The sequence below is a fragment of the Geothrix edaphica genome, assembly GCF_030268045.1.
Classification (GTDB): Bacteria; Acidobacteriota; Holophagae; order Holophagales; family Holophagaceae; genus Geothrix; species Geothrix edaphica.
Genome location: NZ_BSDC01000003.1, coordinates 74,109 through 96,562 on the forward strand (window position 1 = coordinate 74,109; position 22,454 = coordinate 96,562).

16 protein-coding genes are annotated in these 22,454 nt (G+C 69.2%); 3 read left to right on the forward strand and 13 right to left on the reverse strand.

Going from position 1 to position 22,454, the window contains the following annotated elements; all coding sequences use genetic code 11:
- Positions 1–33 precede the first annotated feature (33 nt).
- The 11 genes from QSJ30_RS11140 to QSJ30_RS11190 form a co-directional block, all read right to left on the reverse strand.
- Entirely contained in the window at positions 34–1,353 is a 1,320-nt protein-coding gene (locus tag QSJ30_RS11140; RefSeq protein ID WP_285609240.1) for a multiheme c-type cytochrome, read from the reverse strand.
- A complete protein-coding gene (locus tag QSJ30_RS11145) occupies positions 1,350–2,480 on the reverse strand; it encodes a hypothetical protein (RefSeq protein WP_285609242.1) in 1,131 nt (376 codons plus the stop codon). The genes QSJ30_RS11140 and QSJ30_RS11145 overlap by 4 nt, the downstream gene beginning before the upstream one ends.
- A complete protein-coding gene (locus QSJ30_RS11150; RefSeq protein WP_285609244.1) occupies positions 2,473–3,885 on the reverse strand; it encodes a sensor histidine kinase in 1,413 nt (470 codons plus the stop codon). Before QSJ30_RS11150 ends, QSJ30_RS11145 begins: the two co-directional genes overlap by 8 nt.
- Entirely contained in the window at positions 3,882–4,562 is a 681-nt protein-coding gene (locus tag QSJ30_RS11155; protein ID WP_285609246.1) for a response regulator transcription factor, read from the reverse strand. The genes QSJ30_RS11150 and QSJ30_RS11155 overlap by 4 nt, the downstream gene beginning before the upstream one ends.
- 26 nt (positions 4,563–4,588) lie before the next feature.
- Complete coding sequence (locus QSJ30_RS11160) at positions 4,589–5,476, reverse strand: hypothetical protein (RefSeq protein WP_285609248.1); 888 nt, start codon at positions 5,474–5,476, stop codon at positions 4,589–4,591.
- 11 nt (positions 5,477–5,487) lie between these two features.
- The gene (locus QSJ30_RS11165; protein WP_285609250.1) at positions 5,488–6,936 is read right to left on the reverse strand and encodes a B12-binding domain-containing radical SAM protein; all 1,449 of its coding nucleotides are present in this window, start codon (positions 6,934–6,936) and stop codon (positions 5,488–5,490) included.
- A gap of 106 nt (positions 6,937–7,042) precedes the next feature.
- Positions 7,043–7,870: a cytochrome c biogenesis protein CcsA gene (gene ccsA, locus QSJ30_RS11170; protein ID WP_285609252.1), complete on the reverse strand. Its 828-nt coding sequence runs from the start codon at positions 7,868–7,870 to the stop codon at positions 7,043–7,045.
- Positions 7,867–8,400 carry a hypothetical protein gene (locus tag QSJ30_RS11175; RefSeq protein ID WP_285609254.1) on the reverse strand — a complete coding sequence of 178 codons (534 nt, stop codon included), beginning with the start codon at positions 8,398–8,400 and terminating at the stop codon, positions 7,867–7,869. The genes ccsA and QSJ30_RS11175 overlap by 4 nt, the downstream gene beginning before the upstream one ends.
- 2 nt (positions 8,401–8,402) lie before the next feature.
- Positions 8,403–9,731, reverse strand: coding sequence for a cytochrome c biogenesis ResB family protein (locus tag QSJ30_RS11180; RefSeq protein WP_285609256.1), 1,329 nt, complete (start codon positions 9,729–9,731; stop codon positions 8,403–8,405).
- A gap of 217 nt (positions 9,732–9,948) precedes the next feature.
- Entirely contained in the window at positions 9,949–12,927 is a 2,979-nt protein-coding gene (locus QSJ30_RS11185) for a cytochrome c3 family protein (protein ID WP_285609258.1), read from the reverse strand.
- Positions 12,924–14,327, reverse strand: a complete 1,404-nt coding sequence (locus QSJ30_RS11190; RefSeq protein ID WP_285609260.1) for an NHL repeat-containing protein — start codon at positions 14,325–14,327, stop codon at positions 12,924–12,926. Before QSJ30_RS11190 ends, QSJ30_RS11185 begins: the two co-directional genes overlap by 4 nt.
- 350 nt (positions 14,328–14,677) lie before the next feature.
- Between QSJ30_RS11190 and QSJ30_RS11195 the strand changes: the two genes are divergently transcribed.
- The 3 genes from QSJ30_RS11195 to QSJ30_RS11205 all read left to right on the forward strand — a co-directional run bounded on the left by QSJ30_RS11195 (position 14,678) and on the right by QSJ30_RS11205 (position 18,265).
- Positions 14,678–15,754, forward strand: a complete 1,077-nt coding sequence (locus tag QSJ30_RS11195; protein ID WP_285609266.1) for an NHL repeat-containing protein — start codon at positions 14,678–14,680, stop codon at positions 15,752–15,754.
- 209 nt (positions 15,755–15,963) lie between these two features.
- On the forward strand, positions 15,964–16,617 hold the full coding sequence (locus QSJ30_RS11200) for a cytochrome c3 family protein (RefSeq protein ID WP_285609269.1): 654 nt from the start codon (positions 15,964–15,966) through the stop codon (positions 16,615–16,617).
- Positions 16,618–16,714: 97 nt separating this feature from the next.
- A complete protein-coding gene (locus tag QSJ30_RS11205; protein WP_285609271.1) occupies positions 16,715–18,265 on the forward strand; it encodes a peptidylprolyl isomerase in 1,551 nt (516 codons plus the stop codon).
- A gap of 12 nt (positions 18,266–18,277) precedes the next feature.
- On the opposite strand, the gene QSJ30_RS11210 is transcribed toward QSJ30_RS11205, so the two are convergent.
- Together QSJ30_RS11210 and QSJ30_RS11215 are read right to left on the reverse strand one after the other, a co-directional pair.
- On the reverse strand, positions 18,278–21,349 hold the full coding sequence (locus QSJ30_RS11210; protein WP_285609273.1) for a cytochrome c3 family protein: 3,072 nt from the start codon (positions 21,347–21,349) through the stop codon (positions 18,278–18,280).
- 77 nt (positions 21,350–21,426) lie between these two features.
- Positions 21,427–22,446, reverse strand: a complete 1,020-nt coding sequence (locus QSJ30_RS11215; protein ID WP_285609275.1) for a glycosyltransferase family 9 protein — start codon at positions 22,444–22,446, stop codon at positions 21,427–21,429.
- Between the last annotated feature and the right edge of the window lie 8 nt (positions 22,447–22,454).

Genomic DNA, 22,454 nt, shown 5'->3' on the forward strand with positions numbered 1-22,454 from the left:
GACCCGGCGCCGCCCAGCGCGGGGTGACGGGGATCACGGCTGGAAACCGCCGCCCTCCAGCACCGCCGCCTTCTCCCGCCGGTAGGCCTCGGGCGTGATGCCGCCGCGGTCCAGCTTGGCCTTCAGGGCCCGCAGGCGTGCCTCGATGCCCTCAGCCGCAGGGGCTGCCGCGGCCTGCGGCGGACGCTTGCGCTCCCGCAGGCGCTGCGCCTCGGCCTTGATGTCGACCAGGTCCATCTTCAGCTCGGCGTTGCCGTACCAGTGGGTGTAGGCCGGGTTCTGGTGGAAGGCGCCCTTGATGGTTTTGGCGAAGTCGTACTTCTTCATCTTGAAGAACAGGCGCTCGATGTGGGAGGTGTCCTCGTAGAGCATCTGAGCGTCCAGCACCAGGGCCCTGCCCCGGAGCGGGTGCGGGGGGCGCTCGCCTGGCATGGGGTCGAGCAGGCCGTGGTCGAAGAGGTCGCCGATGATGGCTTCGGCCTCCTTGACGAGGGCCATGCTCTCCTGCTGCACGGCGTCATCCCGCTCCAGTTCCCTCTTGGCGAAGGCGGTGCTGTGGCAGGCCAGGCAGATCTGAACCATCTCCGCCCTACGGGCCGTCCTTGGCGCATCGGGAAGCCGCTCCCCGCCGGAGGTCAGTGTCAGCCCCGCGGACACGTCGTGACTGCCCCTGGGCATGTGGCAGGTCTGGCAGGTGGGCCCGGTGCCCGACGGGGCGCTGGTGGAGAGGGTGCCGTGCCGGGAGGTTTGCCACATTTCCCACTGGGGATGGTCGGGCCCCATGTGACAGGTGGCGCACACGTTGGGATCGCGGGCGATCTTCAGATCGGTGCCGTGGTTGCTGTGACAGGTGGCGCAGGAAGCCTCCACCTGGTGGCAGGCGTTGCAGCCCACCTGCCCCATGGCCGCGCTCTGCTTGAGGAAGCGGGCGCACTGCACGGTGGAGGTGGGCAGGCCGGTGCCATCTTCGTGGCAGAACTGGCATTCCTTCGCGTTCCGGCCCGGCAGGTTGCGCACGCAGCCCCAGCCCGTGTGCAGGGCCATGCCGTGGCGGCTGGCCTGGTGCTCCCCCAGGGCCCGCTTATGGCAGGCGCCGCAAACCTTGAGGTCCACCCGGGCCTCGCCTTTTTCGATGCGGGCGTGGTCGGATCCATGGCATGTGGCACAGCCCACCTTGACTCTGGCATGGGCACTCAGCTCCCACTGGCGCACGGCGCCGGGCGTCTTCTGGCGGTGGCAGGGGAGACAGTCTTCTGCGCCCACGACCGGGATCGCCAGCGCGGCGAAGCAGGCCATGATGAAGGGGGGGAGACCGCGGAGGAGGCTGCGGGGGAGCGCTTCGGAGAACCTCACGGCGCGGGCCTTCGGGTGCGGTAGTCCTCGGCCGAGACCAGGCCTTCGCTGAGCCACTTCCGGAGCTCGCGCAGCCGGGCCGCATCGGCAGCGCCCAGGGGCGGCGCGGCATCCTCGGGAAGCCCCGACACCCAGTGAAGCCGACCGCCCTCAGCCAGCAGGAGCGCCTCGCCCTTCCCCGTGAAGAAGCCCCGAGTCTCCGCCGGGAAGGAAACCAGCAGGCGCCCATCCCGGAAGAGCTGGCCATCCAGCAGGAGGGTGCGGCCAGAAGGGGACATGGCCACGCGCCGTCCCGGCACCGGAAGGGTGGCGAGCGTTTCATCACCCCAGGGGTCCGCCAGCTGACTGGCCATGACGCCGTCGCCGTAGAGGATGCAGTCGCCCCGGCCGGAGAAGCAGGCGCCGCCAGCCTCCATGGCCACTTCGGCGAGCACCCGTGTCTGACCGGTGTCCAGGTGATGCAGCACGAGCCGGAGCTGGGAGGCCAGGGCCGGCGGGTTGTAGAGCCGGTAGTACAGGATCTCGTCCTGCAACGGAGAGAGGGCGAGGCCGAGGATCCGTGGGAGCTGGTCCTTCAGGGATTCGGCGACCTTCGGCATGAGCGTGCTTCCGTTCAGCACCTGGGCCTTGGGCCGGCCCCTGCCGTCCCACTGGTGGAGCACCTGGGCCATGCGCGTCCCGAAGCGGAAGGGTTCGAGCTCCACGGTCAGCACCAGCCAGGTGCCGTCGTTCCGGGCCTGCAGGCCGGTCACCCGTCCCGGGAGATCCACCTCGGCCCCCGGGCGTCCCTTGGCGTCGAAGAGGCGGAGGCGCGCCTTCCCTTCCGCCTCAAAAGCGGCGGCCAGAGTGGCCCCGTCCGCGGACCAGGCGAGTTGAGTGGGGAGCTCCGTCGAGACAGCCTGTTCGACGCCGGCGAGGTCCCGGATGCGGAGCCCTCGGCCCAGATAGGCCACCCTGGTTCCGCCACGGTCGATGGCCACAGGACCTGCCGCGTCTGTCCCGGCGAGCTCCACCATGCGGATGCCTGCCGGCAGGGCCATGGGCGGCGCGGCTGCGAGGTTAGGACTGCCCCAGGCGAGGCAGGACAGGCCGAACAGCAGGCAGCGGAAGCTGTGGCGGTTACGCATGGGCGGCGCCTAGGGGCAGGGTGACTGTGAAGGTGGCGCCGCCTTCGGGGCGGTTGGCGGCGCGGAGGGTGCCGTGGTGCTCGGCCACCACCCAGGCGGCGATGGCCAGGCCCAGGCCCGTGCCTGGCGCGCGGGTGCGGGTGCGGGAGGGATCCACGCGGTAGAAGCGGTCGAAGATCCGCTCGAGGTCCTCCTCGGGAATGCCGGGGCCGGTGTCGCTGACGATGACCTGGAGGGCCTGCGGGGTGCGGGCCATGTCCACGAGCACCTTCCCCCCTCGGGGCGTGTACTTGATGGCGTTGCTCAGCAGGTTGCTCACGACCTGGTGAAGCCATCCTTCATCGCCCAGGATCTCGTCGTGGATCAGGGGCCCCACCTGCACCTCCAGCCCCCACTCCTCGGCCTGGGGAAGGCGCGCCTCCACCTGCGCCTCGACGATGAAGGCCAGGTCCACGGGCCTCGCCTGCATCACCATGCGCCCCGAGTCGGCGCGGGCCAGCAGAAGCAGGTCCTCCGCCAGGGACCGGATGCGGTCCACCTCCTCGCCAACGCTGCGCAGCGCCGCCTCCTGCTCCTGGGGCGTCCGTGCCTGCTCCAGGGTCACGTCGATGGTATTGCGGATGGTGGCCAGAGGGCTGCGCAGCTCGTGGGAGGCATCGGCCGTGAAGCGCTTCATGGCCTCGAAGGCGTTCTCGAGGCGGCCGATCATCCGGTTCAGCGTGTCGACCAGGCGGCCGATCTCGTCATCCACCCCGGGATGGGGGAGGCGCCGGTCGAGGCTGTGGGCCTCGATCTCCTTCGTCAGTGTGATGATGCGCGTGACCGGAGCCAGGGCCCGGCCCGAGAGCATGTACCCGCCGAGGAAGGAGACCAGGAGGCCCACCGGAACGAGGTGGAAGAAGGCCAGCCGGAGCCGCTTCAGCGTGGCGTCCACGGCCCCCAGCTCCTCGAGGATCCAGATGGTGCTGTGACGGGCGCCGGGCGGATGGCGGTGGATGATGAGAACCCGCCAGTAGTCTCCGTTCTGCACGAAGGTCCGGAGGGCGTTGGGTTCGCCCTCCGAATTGGGAAGGGCGGAGATCCGGTCCATGATGGAGGCGTTGTACAGCTCCGGGGACTCGTAGACCACGAGGTCGCGCCCCACCAGATTCTGCGCGATGGCCACCTTGCCCAGCCGGGCCAGCCGGGTGGTCTGCCAGGGGGTGAAGTCGTGGCCGGGCCCACCCTGGGCCAGGATCTGCAGGGCCGTGGCGCCGCGCAGGCTGATGGCCTCGTCGTGGTTGGTCATCAGGTGCCGTTCCGCCAGGCCCAGGAGGACGCCCCCGAACACGACCATGCCCGCCGCCAGGGCGATGCAGTACCAGGCCGTGAGGCGAAAACGCAGCGTGCGGGTGATGCGCTTCACGGGTGATCCTGGATCATGTAGCCTGCGCCGCGGATGGTCTGGATGAGCTTGACGGACTGCCCCTGGTCGATCTTCTTCCGGAGGAAGTTGACGTAGACCTCCACGAGGTTCGAGCCCCCGTTGTAGTCGGAATCCGAGGGCCAGACGTGGTCCATGATCATGGCGCGGGTCAGCACCAGGCCCTTGCGGCTCAGCAGGTATTCCAGGATGCCGAACTCCTTGGGCGTCAAGTCGATGAGCTTGCCGCCGCGGCGGACCTCGTGGCTTTTCGAGTCCAGTTCGAGGTCGGCCACGGTCAGCTTGCTCCGGATTTCCACCTGGGGCCGCCGCGTGACGGCCCGCAGCCGCGCGAGCAGCTCCTTGAAGTCGAAGGGCTTGGAGAGGTAGTCGTCGGCGCCGAAGTCGAGCCCCCGCACGCGGTCGTCCACATTGGTCCGTGCCGTGAGCATCATCACCGGAAGGGTGCTGCGGGTCTTGCGGATCCTGGATAGGACCTCGAAGCCATCCATGGCGGGGAGCATCACATCCAGGATGACGGCGTCGTAGCTGCCCGAGAGGGCCATCTCCAGGCCGGTGGCGCCGTCCCCGACCCAGTCCGCGATGTAGCCGTTCTCCTTCAGGCCCTGCTGGAGGATCTGGGCCAGCTTGGTCTCGTCTTCGACGATCAGGATCTTCACGGGTTCCCCCTGGGGGCGGTGCGGGCCTACCTCTTCTCGAGGGCGGCGTCTTCGAGGAGCACTTCGTAGGCGTAGCCGGAACCGAAGTCCTTGCGGGTCCGCACCACACCCCGGGCCGTCACGACGGTGCCGGGAGCCGTCTGATCGGTCGTGGTGACTGCGAGGTCGTGAGTGCCCTTTCCCGCATTTCCGCTGCCGTCCTGGAGGTGGATCCAGTTCTTGCCCATGACACCGGCGTTGTACTTCACGACTTGGCCGCGTACGGTCACGGCCCGCCCGGCCAGTTGCTCCTTCTGGCTCCAGATCTCGGCCACGGTGCGGGAATCGGGGCCGGTGGCCCTGCCGACCTTGCCGACCGCGGCGCGCGTCGCCGCCGGCTTGCCGTGGGTGCTCTGGTGGGGATTGCCGTGGGGGCTCGCGTGAGGATCTGCCGCCGGGGCCGCGCCGGCGCCGGTGCCGGCCAGGGTGCCGAAGTAGATTCCCGGGAAGGTGCGCTTGAGGGTCTTGGACTCGAAGTTGTCCATCAACACGGGATCCTCCACCACCACTTCGGAGCCCACCTCGAGCTTCGCGTCGGGGATCGCAGCCCACACCTCGCCCTGAGCGGTCTGGAGGCGCAGGTAGCAGTAGGGCATGGCCACGATGCGCTCGAGCAGCCTGCCTGTGAGTGTGTTGGCCTGGGCGGGCTTTGCAGGCGCCTTCGCGGAGGAGGCGGCCGTCTCCGTCGTGGCTCGTGCCGGCGCTGCCGCGGGGGCGAGCGGCTTCGGAGGTTCCGCCGCCGCGAGCACAGACGCAGATGCGGGCAGGGGCGCGAGAGCCGCGGCCGGAGTCGCGGATTCGGCGGCCCTGGGCCGGTTGCCGCGGCAGCCGAGCGCGCAGGCCGCGAGGATCAGAAGCATGAGGGCCGTTCGCACGGAGAGGGCTCCTAGTGGGGATGCAGCGTGGGCATCTTGTCGCCCAGGTGGCTGAAGTGCCGGCGGTAGGCGCGCATCATCTCCTGGCAGGCGCTGAGGAGGTACCGGCGCTTGAAGCCATCGGGGAGGGCCCGGATGCGGGGGATCTTCTGGGCGTAGAAGTCCATGTAGCAGCGGCCCAGCGCGATGGTCACTTCTTCCAGCGTCATGGCGTAGGGCTCGATGATGGGCGTGGCCAGGTTGTACTTCGCGTAATCGTGGACCCGCACACGATCCCTCAGGTCCTCGTAGAGGGGGGTGAAGGGCATGGGCGTCAGCACCGGGAAGACGGCGATGTCGGGGTCCATGCGGATGGCCACCTCGATGGTGCGCTCGACGGTGGCCCAGGTCTCCGTGGGGTGCCCGATCATGAAGGAGGCTTCGGTGACGATGTCGTGCTCGCGGGCCAGGCGCAGGGCGTGGGTGATGGCGTTCACGTCGTTGCCCTTGTTGAGGGCCGCCAGCAACTCGTCCGACCCGGCCTCGGCGCCGATGTAGAGGTGCACCACGCCGGCCTCCCGGTACTTGGGCAGCAGGTCCGCGTCGCGGACGATGTCCTCGGCACGGGTCTCCATGAGCAGGCGCACACCGAAGTCCTCGGCGATGAACAGGTCCAGCAGGCGCTCCCAGCGGGCCCGGTCACTGGTGGGATAGGGATCGATGAGGGTGATGGACTCCACCCCGTAGCGGGTCACCAGGAGGCGCACCTCCTCGATCACGGCCTCGGGCCTGCGGGCCCGCCAGTCCGCCCGCCAGAAGGCCCGGTGGCTGCAGAAGGAGCAGCTCATCATGCAGCCGCGGGAGGTGAGGATCGAGGCCATCCGGCCCGCGGGCTCGATGCGGTAGCGGTAGGCGTCCCAGTCCAGGAGGTGCCAGGCGGGCCGGAGGCGGTCCAGGTCCTGGATGTGGGGCCGCGTCTCGGTGGCCATCACGATGTCGTCGCGCAGGAAGGCGATGCCGCGCACCCGGTCCAGGGGCCCCGGCAGGGCCCCCAGCAGCTCCGCCAGCGTGTCCTCGGCCTCGCCGCGCAGCACGATGTCCACGGCGCCGGAGGGATCGTGCAGCAACTCCTGGTAGCGGAAGGTGGGGAAGGGTCCGCCGATGAGGGTGGTGATGGCGGGATCCACCTCCTTGGCGATGGCCAGGGCCCTCAGAGCCGCGGGCACGACGGCGGTGCTGATGGCGCCGGTCACGGGCAGGTAGTCGAAGGCCACCACGACCTGGGGGCGGACGCGGGCCACCTCGGCCCGGATGCTCTCGAAGTCCGCACCATCGCGGTTCATGGCGTCGAAGATGCAGGCCTCGTGCCCCGCTTCCTCCACGGCGCCCGCCAGGTAGGCCACCTGGAGGGGTGGCCAGGTGCCGATGGCCTCCACACCCCAGCTGGAGTAGGGCGGCACCACGAAGAGGACCTTGCTCACGGGTTCGGCCTCATGATCACTCGCTTCACAGGGGTGGCGGGCCGGAAAGGCGAGCCCGCGCTCAAATCAGAAGTCTAGGTCCCAAATAGTTGTTGTGGGTCACAACTCATTGGAAGTACGCGGAGTGCAGGGAGGGGATCAGGAACGGGAAGATGAACGCGGTCAGGATGGACACCCCGAAGCAGCCGATGGCGATCCAGGCCGTGGCCCGGGGGCCCAGGCGGTAGAACAGCCGCAGATGCAGCAGCGTGCCGAAGCAGAGCCAGGTGACCAGGGACCAGGTCTCGATGGGATCCCAGCCCCAGTAGCGGCCCCAGGACTGGTGGGCCCAGATGGCCCCCGCGATGATCGTGGTGGACCAGAACACGAAGCCGAAGCCCACGAAGCGGATCATGGAGGCATCCAGTACTTCCGCGGCGGGAAACCGCTCCAGGAAGCGGCTGGTGGAACCCTTCAGCTTCCGCAGCAGGATCACGGCCGCCGCGAAGGCCAGCAGGAAGGCCCCCACCGCCAGCTTGGTGAAGAAGATGTGGAAGATGAGCCAGATGGAGCGCAGGGTCGGGGGCAGGTCCTTCGCTTCGGGGCTGGCGAGCAGGCCCAGGCCCATCATGAGGATGCATCCTGGCAGGGCCACCAGGGCCAGCCCTGCCCAGCTGGGGCGGCGCCACAGGACGATGAGCAGCATGAGCACGGCGATCCAGGCGTTCGAGGACAGCACCTCGTACTTCGCCATGTAGGGCCCGTGACCCACCTCGATCCAGCGGATGACGAGGGCCGCTCCATGGGGCAGCAGGCCCAGGGCCGTGAGCCACCGGGCCCAGCGGACCCGGTGGACGTGGTTCCACAGCAGGGCGTGGACAAAGAGGATCGTGGCCAGGATGTAGAAGCCCACCGCCACCCAGTGGAGCAGTGTCTCGAGCAGGAACGGTTTCATGGCTTCGGTCCCTCCTTCACCGGCGGACTCATCATGCCGTGGGCGTCCTTGGCGTCGATGTTCCAGGGGACTTCCTTGCGCCCCACCTGGGGCGGCGCCGTGAACCTGGTCTCCTCCACCAGCCAGGTGCCCTTGTGGTAGCTGAAGCGGTAGAGCATCTCGTAGTGGTCCACCGAGGCTTCGCCCACCTGCCGGCCGGTAGCGGCGCTCACATCCCGGTAGCGCCACTGCTCCCGGGTGCGGACTTCAAGATCCTCCTTCCCCTGCTCCACCCCGGTCACTTCCAGAGCCTCGAGGCGGGCGTCCAAAATGAGGCCCATATCCATGCGCACACCGATCAGACCGAGGAGGCGCTTTCCGTCGGGGGCGTCCGGTCCCACCACCTCGTCGATGAGGCGGACATCATTCTTCCGGTAGGCCTCGCTCACCACCTGGTTGTAGCGGGCCACCAGCATCCTGGCTTCGCTGGGAGACACCCGCGAGCAGCCGAGGGTGAGCGCCAGAGTGGCCAGGGCAAAGAACGTCCGCATCGTCACACCTCACCTCCATGGTCCCGCACCAGGCGCTCGAAGCGCTCCTGGAACAGGGGAGCGAACCGGTGGGGGCGGAGCGCCACCACCACCCGTTCCCTGTCGTCTTCGGGGGTCACGGCGACCAGCTCATCCACCCGCACCACGCCATAGGTGAGGGCCGCCCCCAGCAGCGCCAGGGTGAAACCCAGGTAGGCCAGCCCGATGGCGGCATCGTGGTTGCCGTGGAGCCGGGCCCAGTAGGGCAGGCCGTGGAGCTTCAGCAGGCCGCCACCGGGGAGGGTCAAGGTCTCCCCGGGTTTGAGGACACCCTCTGCGAGGCGGGAGGCGCCGTCAAGGATCCGTATTTCGGCGCGGTCCGGGCGTCGGCCATCGGCGGGCATGGGCACCCGGATGCGGGCCCGGAGGGTTCCGGGCCCCTGGGTGTAGGCTCCGAAGGCGGCGGTCTCCTTCTTCTCCAGCAGGACGGCCGAGCCGATGGGTGCGCTCGACGGGGCCGTCCATTCCACCAGCGCCGCGGGCCCATGCTGGGCGTCGACGTAGAGGCGGCCCCGGCTGACGGGCAGTTCCTCATTGATGCCCATCTCGCGGATCTGGTCACCGCCGGGCCCCGCTTCGGCCAGCTTCAACCGGAGGGTCATCAGGTCGCCGGCTTCATATCGGGTGCTTGCCACCGACAGCAGCCTCAGGGGTTCGTCCAGGCGGAAGGGCCGCCCCAGGGGGCCTGGCCACTGGGCGCCCCAGGCTTCCACCGTGGCGGGGAGCGTCTCGCCCTCGTAGACATCCACCACGGCCTGGACGCCGAACAGGGCCTGCAAGGCGCCGGCGAGGATCACGCAGAGGAGGCCGGTGTGGAACAGGGGCGAACCTGCCAGGGCCAGGCGCCCCTGGGTGCGGATGTGCGTCGCCGCCACTGCATCCGTGGACGTGGGCCGTGTGAACTCGCGCCGGAAGGGCGCGTTCCGGAACTGGGCCTCCGTGGGAACCTGGCCCCAGGCAGCGCGGAGCCGCCGGATCTGCTCGACCACCACGATGGATAGCGAGGCCGTGGCGGAGACGAGCGCCACCAGGAACCACAGGCTCGTGAAGACGTGATCCAGGGCCAGTCCCTGGACGAGAGTCCTGGCGAGAGTGCCGTGCTGCTGCAGGCGGGCCACCTCGGCTGCGGAAGACCGGCCGGCCTGGGCCAGGCTGGCCCCCAGGATGCAGGCGGCGGTGATGACGAGGATCTCCGCCACGATGACGGCCGGTCGGCGCAGGAATCGCTTCAGGGGCCCGAAGAGGGCCCATCCCGCCGCGGGTCGCGGAGTCGTGGCGCCACGGTTCACCACGTTCCCACTCGTGTCCCAGAGAGCGCGCTGTGGTGAACGGACGTGTAGCAATTGCCCGTCGCGAAGTTGTGTGTCGGATCCGTCGCCAACAAGGCAACACCCGTCATCAGGACCAGAGTGGTGGGCCCTGGGGGAAGTACCCTGCGGAGCCTTCCTATGGAGAGCCACACGAGGTGCATACCAGCCGGGGAAGAGGTCAAACCCAGCTCCTTGTGGACTACCAGGATTCGGAAGGAGAAACCGCGGCGTTGTGGTAGCACGAGGTCTGGCAGCTGCCGTCCTGGGAGTAGCCCGTGGCCGTGGTGGGCTTCTTGAAGCCGGTGATCTTCATGTTGCTCACGGTGTTGTTGTAGGCGTACCGGGCGGGCATGGTGGTGCCAGCACCGCTGTAGCCCATCAGGCGCGACATCTTGCTGCCGTGGGGGATTACGATGTGGCAGTTCCAGCACTGGTACCCGTTGTGGTTGCCCGTGTTGTGCGCCGTGTTGTTGCTCAGTGTCAGCGTATGGCAGTTGGTGCACCAGCTGGTGCTGGCACTGCTGAGGGTGATGTTGGGCCAGTTGGCGGGGTTGGTGCCGCGCAGCATGAACTGGGCGGCGGAGCCGTGGGGACCCTGGGCGGCGGGCGAGGCCGCATCGGTGTTGTGGCAGTCGGAGCACATCATGGTCTGGGTGCCCAGGTTGGTGGCCCAGGGGGCCTTCATGGTGGTGGCGGCCAGGGCTTTGGGTGCGGCACTGCCTGAGTAGTTGTTCAGCCCGGTCACCACGGGGTGCCCCGAGCGGTTGGCAGGGTTGAACTCCTGGGCCAGATCCGTCTCCTGCAGATAGATCGGGCCGGCCAGCAGGTAGCGGTAGACGCCCGTGGCACCGGTGAAATTGCCGCTAAGGGTCAGGTGTGTGGCGTCTGTCACGGCGGTGATGGTGTAGGTGCCCGTCACGCCATTGGCCTGGATGGTGCTGCCCACCAGGGTCGAGGTCCAGGCGGTGCCGTAGCCGGTGACGGCGTTGCTCCCGTTCGTGAAGCTGGCGCCTGGGTGGATGTAGAAATCCTGGGGCGTGGTGGAGGTGGTGGCCGTGACGATGGTCAGGCTGGTGGCGGAAGGTACGGCGGTGATCCGGTAGGCCGTGGTGTTGCCGCTGGTCATGGCGAAGAACTGGTTGATCAGGGCGCTGGTCCAGGTGGTACCGGAGCCGGTCACGGTCGTTGTGGCGGTGATGGCGGCGGCATCGCGGGTCTCGTAGGCAACCGAGGCCGTGGTGGTCTGGCCGAAGGAACTGGAGATGGTCAGCGAGGTGGTGCTGGCCACGGCGGTGACCCGGTAGTTGGTGCTGGTGGAGCCCGTGGGACGGATGTACTGGCCGACCATGTTGGCCGTGGTCCAGCTGGTCCCGGTTCCCGTGACTGTGGTGCTGGCGTTGGTGAATTTTGCAGTGCCCGTGCCCGCCACCCAGGGTTGGGTGGTACCCGAGACCAGCGTCAGGGGGCTGTTCCCGCCGGATGTGATGCCGTTGGGCGGCGTGCTGCCGAAGGAGTAGCTGGTGTGGCACTTGAAGCAGACCTGGTATTCGAATTCGGCGCCGCTGGCGGCCACGGCGGGCGACCCGCCGGCGATCTTGGTGAAGTTCCCGGAGGAGGTGGCGGCCCACAGGCCCAAGCCGGAGTAGTTGATAGCCACGCCATCCACGCCCCGCAGGGCGTACATGTTGTTCAGCACGCCACCGGCGGCGGCACGAATGCGGTTCCGGTTGAGATCGGCTGTGGTGGCGTAGGTGTGCACGCCGGCCGTGGCCATGTGGGGGTTGTGGCAGTCCGCGCAGCCCACCAGACGGCCGGTGTTGTTCTCGACGGGATGGTGGATGGTCTTGGTGATCTGGGTGCGGACGTCCTTGGTCGAGGGGCCGTTGCTGTCGTGGCAGGTCTCGCAGAGGTTGTCCTGCTCGGCGCCGAGGGCATTGGCGTACTTGCCGCCCGGGTTGTTGGCATCGGGCCAGCCGTGGGGGGTGTGGCAGTTCTTGCAGGCGCCCCGATCCGTCGCCAGGGTGTAGGCGGGGTAGGTGCTGCCGCCGTACCCATCACCCGGCCAGAGGATGCCGGTGGTGGGGTTGGTGTGCGTGTTGGCAGTGGTGGTATCGGCCAGGGTGTGGCAGTCCGTGCAGAGGGCCGTGGAATTGCTCACCCGCAGCAGCATGCCCGCAGGCGTGGTGGTAGTGGGGGCGCCGTGGATGTCATGGCAGGTGAGGCACTCGACGTTGCCCAGGGTGTTGAGGACCAGCGAGGCCGAGGGCGTTTTCGTGTTGGGGGCGGACGCCAGGTTCACATGCACGGGATGCGAGGTGCCGCCCTTGCCCACGTTGCGGGCGGCGTGGCAGTCACCGCAGAGGGCGCCGCCATTGTTGGCCACCCGCTGGAAGTGGCGGTTGTTGGTGGTGCCCGCGGTGTAGGTGGGGGATGCGGCGGGGTCGAAGGGGGCCAGGGCCTGCAGGTGCTGGTCATGGCAGGTCGAGCACATGATCTTGCCGCTCTCGAGGCGGCTGGTCATGGCGCCGTTGGCCGGGGCACGGAGGTCGGCGCGCACGTAGACGTAGAAGATGTCGTTGAGGTTGAAGGTGCCGGTGCTGGAGAAGGCCAGGGAGACGCCGGTGGCACCGAGGGGCGTGGCGGCGGTACTGGTGGGGACACCGGTGGTGACGGTGCCGAAGTTGGTGGTGCCGGGCGTGGTCATGCTCCAGTCGAATTTGGCCGCCCCCGTGGCTCCGGCCGTGGAGATCTTGATCTGGATGGTGGAAGCGTAGGCGCCGGTGTAGGCGCCGGACGGTGTGAGGGTGCCCGTGGAGGTGTTGGGCGAGCCCTTACTGAGGCGGCCCTGGGACCCGGAATCCCAACGGTGGGAGGTGCCGCCGGCGGTGGCGCCGGCGAGGCCGGCGGGCACGGCCTGGATCGAGTTGGGCATGGCCCTGTTGGTGGCCGAACCGCCCGAGACATGGCAACTCTGGCAGAGGTTGGCGTTGCCGGCCACGGTGGTGAGGCTGGCGCCGCTGGCCCCGCCCATGACCTTGTGGCAGGTGGTGCAGTAGTTGGAGGATCCGTAGGCGTTCGTCGTGGCGATGTTGTGCGGCGGATCCGCCGCGAACAGACAGGTGTGCGCGGCGAGCAGCAGACCCAGGATGGAGGCGGAGCGGGACCTGAGGCGGTTCACTGGACACCTCCAGCGGGCAGGACGCGGACGTCGGCGATGCTTTCGAAGGAGCGCCCGTCAGTGAGGCGCCCGGAGACCACCAGGAAGGCCTCGCCATCGGGCATGGTGGCCAGGAGGCGGTTGTGGTCGAACCAGGCCCGGAACTCGAAGGTGCCGTCGCCGTCGAAATCCCCGATGTAGGCGCCGGGCACGACCGCCGCCCGCAGGCCGTTGGCGGTGATGGAGCCCACCTGGATCTGCGAGAGGGTCAGGCCGGGGACCTTGAGGAGGACGGCCACGAGACCCGGCCGCTGGTTGCGGTTGGCGGCGGCGCGGGCGAGCCCCCTGGCGTGCTGGGAGGCCTGGCCGCCCTCCCATCGGAAGCGATCCGGCGTGGGTGGTTCCTGGAGGTCCGCTTCCGGGCCGCCATCGACCTCGGGGGCCGCCTTCCGCTGCCACTCGGCCGGCGTCACGGTGGCGTCTGCGAAGACGATGGGCGCGGGATCGGTGTAGGCGTCCAGGCCGAAGACTTCGATCCGGGCATTGCCCGCGGTCGCCACGAAAAGCCGGTTGTTGCGGTCCAGGACCAGGCTGGCGGGACCGCTGAGCTGGCCGGGGCCAGTCCCGAACGCCCCGATGCTGGCGATGGAGGTGCCCGCGCCATCGACCACCTTCACCACCCCTCGATAGGAATCCGCCAGGTAGATCCGGCCCTGGGCGTCGGCCAGCAGACCCTGAACGCGCCCGTATGCCGTGTTGTTGCCGAGCATGCCCACGGTGCCTCCGAACTTGCGGAGGAAGGTCCCGGCAAGGGTGAAGACCTGGACCCGTTCGTTGCCCTGGTCGGACACGAAGACCTCGCCCTGGGGCGTGACGACGAGCCCCGTGGGGAAGCTGAACTGGCCGTCCAGCCTGCCGGGGCCGCCGAACTGCCTCGCCAGCTGGTTGTCCGGCCCGTAGACCTTCACCAGGCCGGCCGTGCTGTCCACCACGAAGACCGTGCCGTCGGCGGTGATCTGGAGGTGGTTGGGCATCTGGAACTCGCCCTCGCCCTGCCCCAGGTACCCGGCGGGAACCCATTCGGAGGTGAAGATCGCGACGCGGCCCTTTCCGGCTTCGCAGACGAAGATCCGGCCCGCCCCGTCCACGGCCACGCCGAGGGGCCGGCTAAGCCCGCGCTTGACGGCCAGCAGGTGGCCCGATTCATCGCGCACGGTGATGAGGCCCAGCCGGGGATCGGCGACGAAGAGGCGCCCCGCCCCGTCCGTGGCCAGGCGCACGGGCTCCCGGAAGCCCTGGGCATAGGCGCGCAAGGGCACGGCCACGGGGACCGGCACCTGGGCGGACAGGACCTGGGCGCCGCAGGCGATCACCGCCATGATCCGCAGCACGCCTCGGAGGGAAGTCAGTGTGCCGTTCATGCGTGGGCACCTCGTCAGGGGGATCTGTAGGGGGGGGGGGGGGGGGGGGGGGGGGGGGGGGGACCCGGAACTGCGGCACGGCCTTCCGTTCCATGGGCCGGATTCATCACTCAGAATAGGGAGTTATGAGCTTTGTGGATCATGGTGTGATCTATCGCACATGACATGGATTCAGATTGCCAAATCCAACTGTTTAAAAATACAAATTTTATAGGTAAAAACACGGGGTCTTGATGGACATCACAAGTATCCGCCCCGGAGTATCCGAGCATGGGTCCTACACTGGGTTCCCTGGCGCGGGGGCTTGTGCCCACCCGATCCGCGGATCCAGCCCGCCCGAGGAAGCCGCCATGCCCACCTGCTCCTTCCGCCTGCTGCTTGCCGCCGCCCTGTTTGCGGGATGGGGTGGAGGCTCCCTGGGCGCCCAGACCGCCCCGCCCCCCCCACCCGCGGAGGACACGGCGGAGGTCCTGGCCTGGCCCTCGCCGCCAGCCGCCCCCCGCATCAAGTGGGTGGCGGAGTACCGCAACGCCTTCGATGTGGGCGCCAAGAAGAAGCGCACCTTCCTGGACCGCCTGGCGGGCAAGGCCGAGGAGGTGATCTGGCTCGAACGCCCCCTGAGCGTGGCAGTGGACGAGCAGGGCCTGATCTTCGTCGGGGATTTCACCCGGGGCATCATCGTCATGGATCCCGTCAACAAGGCCATCCGGGCCTTCTCGGCGGTGAACGGCGCCGTGCTCCCCACGCCGACCGGCCTGGCGGTGGACTCCAAGCTCGTGTTCGCCACCAGCTCCAACCTGAACCAGGTCCTCGTCTTCGACAAGAAGGGCCGCCAGCTCAGCGCATTGAGCAAGGCGGACGGCATCAACCGGCCCGTGGGCATCGCCGTGGACGAAGCCCGGGACCTCGTGGTCCTCGTCAACAGCCAGGAGCACGCCGTGCGGCTCTACACGCGGACGCTTCAACTCATCAAGGTCGTCGGCGAGCGCGGGAGCGAGGACGGGCAGTTCAACATGCCCTCCTACGCCTGCATCATTCCTGGCGTGGGCTTCGCCGTGGCGGACACCGGCAACTTCCGCATCCAGATCTTCGACTTCGAGGGGAAGTTCATCCGCGCCTTCGGCAAGGTGGGGAACATGCCGGGCGACTTCGCGCGCCCCAAGGGCATCGGTGTGGACCCTGACGGCCATCTCTATGTCGCGGATGGGATCTTCAACAATTTCCAGATCTTCGACCAGGAGGGCCACCTCCTCCTCTTCGTGGGGCAGGTCGGCGTGAGGCGCGGGCAGTTCCAGGTGCCTACCGGCCTCGCCACCGACACCAAGGGCGGCGTCTTCGTCGTGGATCAGATCAATGCGCGGATCCAGAAATTCCAATACCTCCCCGAGGAGAAAACCGCTCCGCCTGTCCCGGCCAAGCAGCCCTAGGGCAGGCGGCGAGCCGCGAGATGCCCGCTCCTTTCGTGACAGGCATCACGCACTTTTGTTGTCTTTTTTAAGCCCACTTTAAGGTCCCGACCTCAGATTGTCTCCGTGGAAGTGGTCTGAGATTTCCCTCCTGGGCAGACTTCTTTCCCAAGGATATTTCGATCTACCGCGTTTATTTCACACCCCCTCCCCCCCCCACGAGGCACCCCATGAAGTCCCGCGTTCTCCTCCTCCTGGTCGCCACCTCCCTGAGCCTGTCCGCGACCATTGCCGGCACGAAGCACGACCTCAGCTCCTCAGGCCCCGGCGTCAAGACCAACATCACCCAGAAGTGCGTGTTCTGCCACACGCCGCACGGCTCCGCCACCGGCACGGCCCAGATCATCCCCCTGTGGAACAAGACCACCACGGTGACCACCGGCTTCACCATGTATTCCAGTGGCACCATCTCCGGCACCGTGGACACCACGCCCACCGGCGCCTCCATGGCCTGCTTCACCTGCCATGACGGCACCCAGGCTGTGGGCAACATGATCAACCTGCCCAACGGCGTAGCCAGCGTCACCTACACCGCCGGTGGCGGCGTGAATGCGACCGGTTTCATTGCATCGGGTGTGAACCTGCTGGGCAAGGACCTGTCCAACGACCACCCGGTGTCCATCACCTACACGCAGAACCTCGACTCTGGCCTGGTGAACCCCACCAGCTTCGCGCCCAACACCGTCCAGCTGTTCCCCACCAACGCCAATGGATCGAAGGTGCAGTGCGCCTCCTGCCACCAGGTGCACGACAACACCAACCCGCCTTTCCTGCGGGTGAGCATGACCAACTCGGCCCTCTGCACCACCTGCCACATCAAGTAGGCTGTTCGAGCGCCACACCAAAGGGGGCGGACCTGTCCGCCCCCTTGCTCATCCCGCCCGGGTCCAACGGGCCTCAAATCCTGGGGAGGGATCGTCCATGCCCGTTCCGCCCACCCTGCGAAGCCCGGTGGCACTCCTGCTCCTCCTGGCCGGTGGCCCAGCCCTGGAGGCCAAGGCGCCTCTCCGGGCCGCCGCGAAGGAACCGGCACCGGCCCCCGGCCTGCTGCGCAAAGCCCTGCTCGAGGTCCATCCGGGCCTTGCCCCCGAAGCCCTGGAGGCCATGCTGCGGCGCCTGGAGACGGCGTGGTCCCGCGCCCAGGCCCTGGGCCTCCTGACCGGAGTCGAGTGGCAGGAGTCCGTCCGCGAAGGCCGGTGGGAGATCCTCGGGAGGGCCTTTCTGGACCGCCGCCCCGGCCACGTCCCCATGACCGAGGAGCAGGTCCGGGCGGCCTTCCTCGCCCAGGGGGACCAGCGCCGGATCTCGCACATCCTCTGTCCGACGGAAGCGGAAGCCGCCGCCGCCCTGGCGCGGATCAACCGGGGCGAGGCCTTCGCGAAGGTGGCCGCCGACGTCTCCCGGGACCCGGGCTCGACTCGGAGCGGCGGCGACCTCGGCTGGGTGCGGCAGAAGGAACTGGTGCCGGCCTTCGGTGAGCCCGTGTTTGCCGCCGCCCCCGGCACCCTGGTGGGCCCCATCCACTCGGAGTTCGGCTGGCACCTGGCCAGGACCTCGGAGGTGCGCCGACCGAACCCCGCGGACTTCGAGGCGCAGCGCGGGATCCTGCTGAAGCAGGCGGCCGAGGCCCAGCTGGCCGTGAAGCGGGAGGCCGTGATCGAAGGGCTTCGGAAGCGCTACCCCCTCCAGGCCGACCTGGACGTGCTCGACGCCGACCGGTCCACGGAGCCCCTGCCCGGCGACGAGGCGCGCATCGCTGGCCGCGTCGCCGGTGCCTCCATCTCCCTGAAGACCCTGAAGCGCTACTTGGCGGACCGGCTCAAGGCCGCGGGCCAGAGCCATTCCCTTGGAGCCTCCACCAAGGCGCGGTTCATGGAGGACTTCGCAGACCGGGCCCGGTTGGCCGCGGCCGCGCAGAAGCAGGGCCTGGCGCGTCTGCCGGAGGTCCGGGCCGCCCTATGGGTGGACCAGCGCGAACGGGCGCGCGAAGCCTTCGCCACCTCCCACCTCGCCGCCGTGAAGGTGGCCGAGGTCGATCTCCAGGGCTTGTACGAGCGCGCCCCGGACCGCTTCCGCCCAGTGGGGGCGCTCCGCCTGCAGGTCCTGGTGGCCGACAGCAAGGCGCGCGTGGACGAGGCGCTGGACCAGGTCCGGAAGGGGATGCCCTGGCGCGTGGCGGCGGGACGGTACGGCAGCGCTGAGGCCACCGGGGACCCGGAACCCGGCTGGGTCGAGGTGGAGGCCCTCCGCCGGATGGTGCCCCCCACGCTGCTGCAGCCCCTCCTGACCGGCCCTCTGGGTCAGCCCGTGGGACCGATGCTCGGGGCGGACGGATTCATGATCTTCAACGCCCTCGAGCGCCGGCCGGGACCGGTGCCGCCCCTGGCCGAGTGCCGGGATGCCGTCCGGGCCGAGTACCTCCGGGAGCGTGGCCAGGCCCTGGTGGATCAGGAGCTGGACCGTCGGCCTTGAGGCAGGAGCGCCCTACTTGTGGCAGGCTTCGCAGTCCGTGACGGACAGGAGCTTCTCGTTCTTGGAGAAGTGGGGCTGGTGGCAGGACAGGCAGGTCAGGGGTTTCCCCGTCGCCTTGACGATCCGGTCCGAACAGGGGTGGTTGACGGACGGGTGATCCATCCGCTGGGCCCGGTGGCAGCCGATGCAGATGGCCTGGATGTTGCCGCGGGGGAAGCCCTTGGCCTCCCCGCCGTGGGGTGTGTGGCAGAGGGCACACTGGCCCTCCATGAACGGCCGGTGCTTGGACATCGACTTCCTGGCCTCCTCGCGCAGCGACTCGTGGCACCGGAGGCAGAGCTCGCTTGGATTGCCCATCAGGAGGGTCGGCAGCCTGGAGGCGTGGGGGGCGTGGCAGAGGGTGCATTCCCCGTTGGCCACTGGCGAATGGGGGAAGGGCATCTTCGCAGCGCTGGCGACGCCCGGGTGGCAGCCGAAGCAGAGGCCGGGTTGGGCGGCCCGGGTCGCGAAGGGCCTGGCGGAGGTCGACGGGGCGTGGCAAGTCTCGCAGCTGCCCTTCGCCACTGGCGCGTGGGCGGTCGGGCGCAGCATGCCCTGGAGGTTGGAGCCATGGGGATCGTGGCAGGTGAGGCAGTCCCCGGGCGGGACGGGATAGCCCCGGTGGGCCTTCCCCATGTCCTTCATCTCGTGGCAGGTGGTGCAGAGCCGCTCCACGGGCCTGAGCAGCCCCTTGGGCTGGCTGCCCGCATGGGCCACGTGGCAGGCACCGCAGTCGCCAGAGGCGGCGGGCCGATGGGGATGTTTCGCCTGCAGCGCAGGGCGGAGTTTTTCGTGGCAGGACAGGCAGAGATCCAGGGGCTTCTCCCGCAGGAGGTGCTTCCCTTCGGTGTAGTGCGCCAGGTGGCATTCCCGGCAGCTTCCCTCCACATAGGGTTTGTGCGCCCAGCCCTCCTTCGGCGGTTGGGGCTGTCCGTGGCAGGTGAAGCAAAGCTGGTTCCCCGGGGCTTCCAGCAGGGCCTCGTTTCGGGAGGCGTGAGGCTGGTGGCAACTGAGGCACTCGCCGGCCTGGAAGGGCTGGTGCTGGTGGACGGCGCCCTTGGGTTGCACACCCGGATGGCAGCCCAGGCAAAGCTGGGTCACGGGACGGACGAAGGCCATCCGGCCCTCGGAATTCCGCCCGGGGACCGGGGGCTTGTGGCAGATCGGGCACCCCTCGGGGCCGACATGGCCCTTGACCAGGCTTGCCGCGAAGGGGGCGTGCACCTTCTTCTGGAGGAGGCCCGCTTTCTGGGAGGCGTGGGGCTCATGGCAGCCGAGGCAGTCCACCTTGCCCAACGCCGCGCCGAGGTGTTTCTTCCGCAGGCCCGAGTCGTCGAGGTCGTGGCAGCCCGAGCAGGTGTCCTGGAGGGTCGAGGCCTTGAGCAGGGCCCCGCCGGTGCCGGAGTGCGGATCGTGGCAGCCGCTGCAGGCGCCTTCCTTCACGGGCTGATGCACCACCTGGAACCGGTCCTGCCGCCGGTGGCAGGCATAGCACCCTTCGGGCTGGTCGCGCTTCAGGTGCTTCGCCTTGGTCCCCCCGTGGGGGTCATGGCAGGCGAGGCAGCCGTTCTTCCCGATGGCCGGCTTGTGGATGGTGTCTCGGTCCAGGAGCTTGGCGTGACAGCCGGTGCAGAGCTTCTCGGACTCGTCTTTCAGCAGCTTGCGGAGGGGGCCCCCGTGGGCCGCATGGCAGGCGCTGCAGTTCCCCTCCTTCACAGGGCCGTGCAGCCTGGGCCTCGCCAGGATCTTCTTGTGACAGCCGCCGCAGGCCTCCGCCTGCCCGCCGCGGATGAGGTGGGCTGAGCCGCTCGCGTGGGGCACGTGGCAGGTGAAGCACTGCCCCTTCTTCACGGGGTCGTGCGACACGGGCCCCTTGGACACGCCCGTGTGGCAGCCGGCGCAGAGGGCCTGCTTCGCCTGCCGGAGGACCGGCGGCGTCGCGCCGGCGTGGGCTTCATGGCAGGACAGGCATTCGCCCTTCACCACCGGGGCGTGCTGGCTTGCGCCCTTGGCCAGGTCCGTGTGGCAGGTGAGGCAGAGCTTGGTAGCGGGTGCGATGAGGAGGTGCTTGTCCGGGGATTCATGGGGCCTGTGGCAGGCGAGACAGGCACCCTTGCGGAAGGGCGTGTGCTGGGAGGCGCCCTTGGCGAGCGCCCCGTGGCAGGTGAGGCAGAGCTCCTGCGGGGCCGAGGTCAGGAGGCCCTTCCCGTCAGCGGCGTGGGGCCGGTGGCAGGTCAGGCAGGCGCCGGCCTGGACCGGCTGGTGCTGGGTGCCCGGGCCTGGAACCGAGCGGTGGCAGTCCTGACAGAGGCCGGGCACGGGCTTCACCAGCTGGACGGCCTTCCCTTCTGCAGGCCGGTGGCAGTCCGAACAGCGCCCCGCCTTGAACGGCGCGTGGGCCTGGTCGCGCACCAGACCCTTGGCCGCGGAGCCGTGCGGGTTGTGGCAAGTGACGCAGGCCCCGGCCTGCAGGGGAAAGCCCGCATGCGAGGCAGGGGAAGGGCTGGCGCCGTGGCAGCTCTCGCACTGGCCCGGCTGACCTGGCTTCAGCAGGTAGCGGGTGGGGGAGGGATGCGGCGCATGGCAGGCCATGCAGTCCTCGGCGGCGGCATGGGGATGGGCGCTGTCCATGCGCGCCCTGACCTCGGCATGGCAGGAGAGGCAGAGTTCCTGGGCCGGCTTCCGCAGCAGGCCACTCCGGCCGGAATCGTGGGCATCATGGCAGGCTCCGCACCCGCCCCGGCCCTCGAAGCGATGGGCCGCCCGCTCCCCCGGGGCCGGTGCCAGAGACTTGTGGCAGAGCACGCACAGGGGCCGTCCGCCCCCGGCGTGGAGGATGTTCATGTTGGCTTCGCCATGGGGGCGATGGCACCACTGGCACCGGCCCTCGCGCAGCGGCTTGTGGGCAGTGGCCGATGAGGCCCGGCTGGCCACTTTCGGGTGGCAGTCCTGGCAGGTGGCAGGCGCCGCCAGCAGCACCGATGGAAGGAGCGCCAGAGCCGTGACCAACAGGCAGCGGCGGATATACCGGATGCGGTCGGTCATGGCGTCCTGGTTCCGAGGGCCCGGCCATCGAGACGCGGGCATTCTCTATCCTATCGTCCCCATTGGACGGGCCAAGGTCACGATTGCCCCAGGGACGGGACCGGACGCACTCCGGTGGGTGCCAGGAGCGCCCCGGCCACCCACTCCGGGGGGAGCTCCTCCAGGCACTGCCGCCGCTGGCAGGCCCGCTCCCGACAGGGCGAGCAGCTGATGCCCGTGCGCAGGACAGTGCCCGCGCCCGGGGGCAGCCCGGCCACCACCGGATCGCTGGACCCATACAGTCCCAGGGCCGGCACGCCCAGCACCACGGCCAGATGCAGCAGGCCCGTGTCCGGGGCAACCACTTGATCCGCCTGCCGGAGCGCTGAGGCCAGCTGCCAGAACCCCAGGCGCGGCAGGGCCGGTACGCCCGTGGTCTCCGGCAGCCAGGCCCGCAGGTCCTCCTCTTCGGGTCCCAGGGACCACCGCAGGTCCCACCGGTCCTTCAGCATCCGGGCCAGGGTGATCCAGTGCCGCAGGGGCCAGCGCTTGATCGCGCCGCGCCGGGAGGCCCCGGGCACCAGGACCGCCCGGGGCTTCCCGGCCTGGCCCCAGATGGCGCCCGGGTCGGGCAGCTCGGCCGCCTGCAGGACCGGCTTGAAGCGGCCCAGCCCCTCCCTGCCCCGGCTCAGGCCGAAGGCCCCGGACAGCCCCAGGGCCTGGTCGTAGCGGGTCTGAGGGCGGAACGGCAGCGGATGGGTCTGGAGGGAGCCGGCGAACTCCTTGGTAACGCCATCTCCCCAGCGCTCCGGGATGGCGGCCAACCGCGGGATGAGGGCCGCCTTCAGGATGCCGTGGAAGTCCAGGCTGGCCTCGGCGTCCCGGACCAGGCCCGCCACACGCCGCAGCTCGGGCAGGGCCGTCAGCGGATTGGAGAGCCTCCCCCTCCGCACAATCACAGGTTCCAGCCAGGGCAGCGGCTCCAGCAGGAAGGCGTGGCGATCCTCCACCACGGCCCGGAACCGCGCCTCCGGGAAGGCCTCCCGCAGGTTCGCCCAGGCGGGCAGGACGCGGAGGATGTCACCGAGGGCGGAGAGGCGGAGCAGGACCAGATCCATGCCCCCAT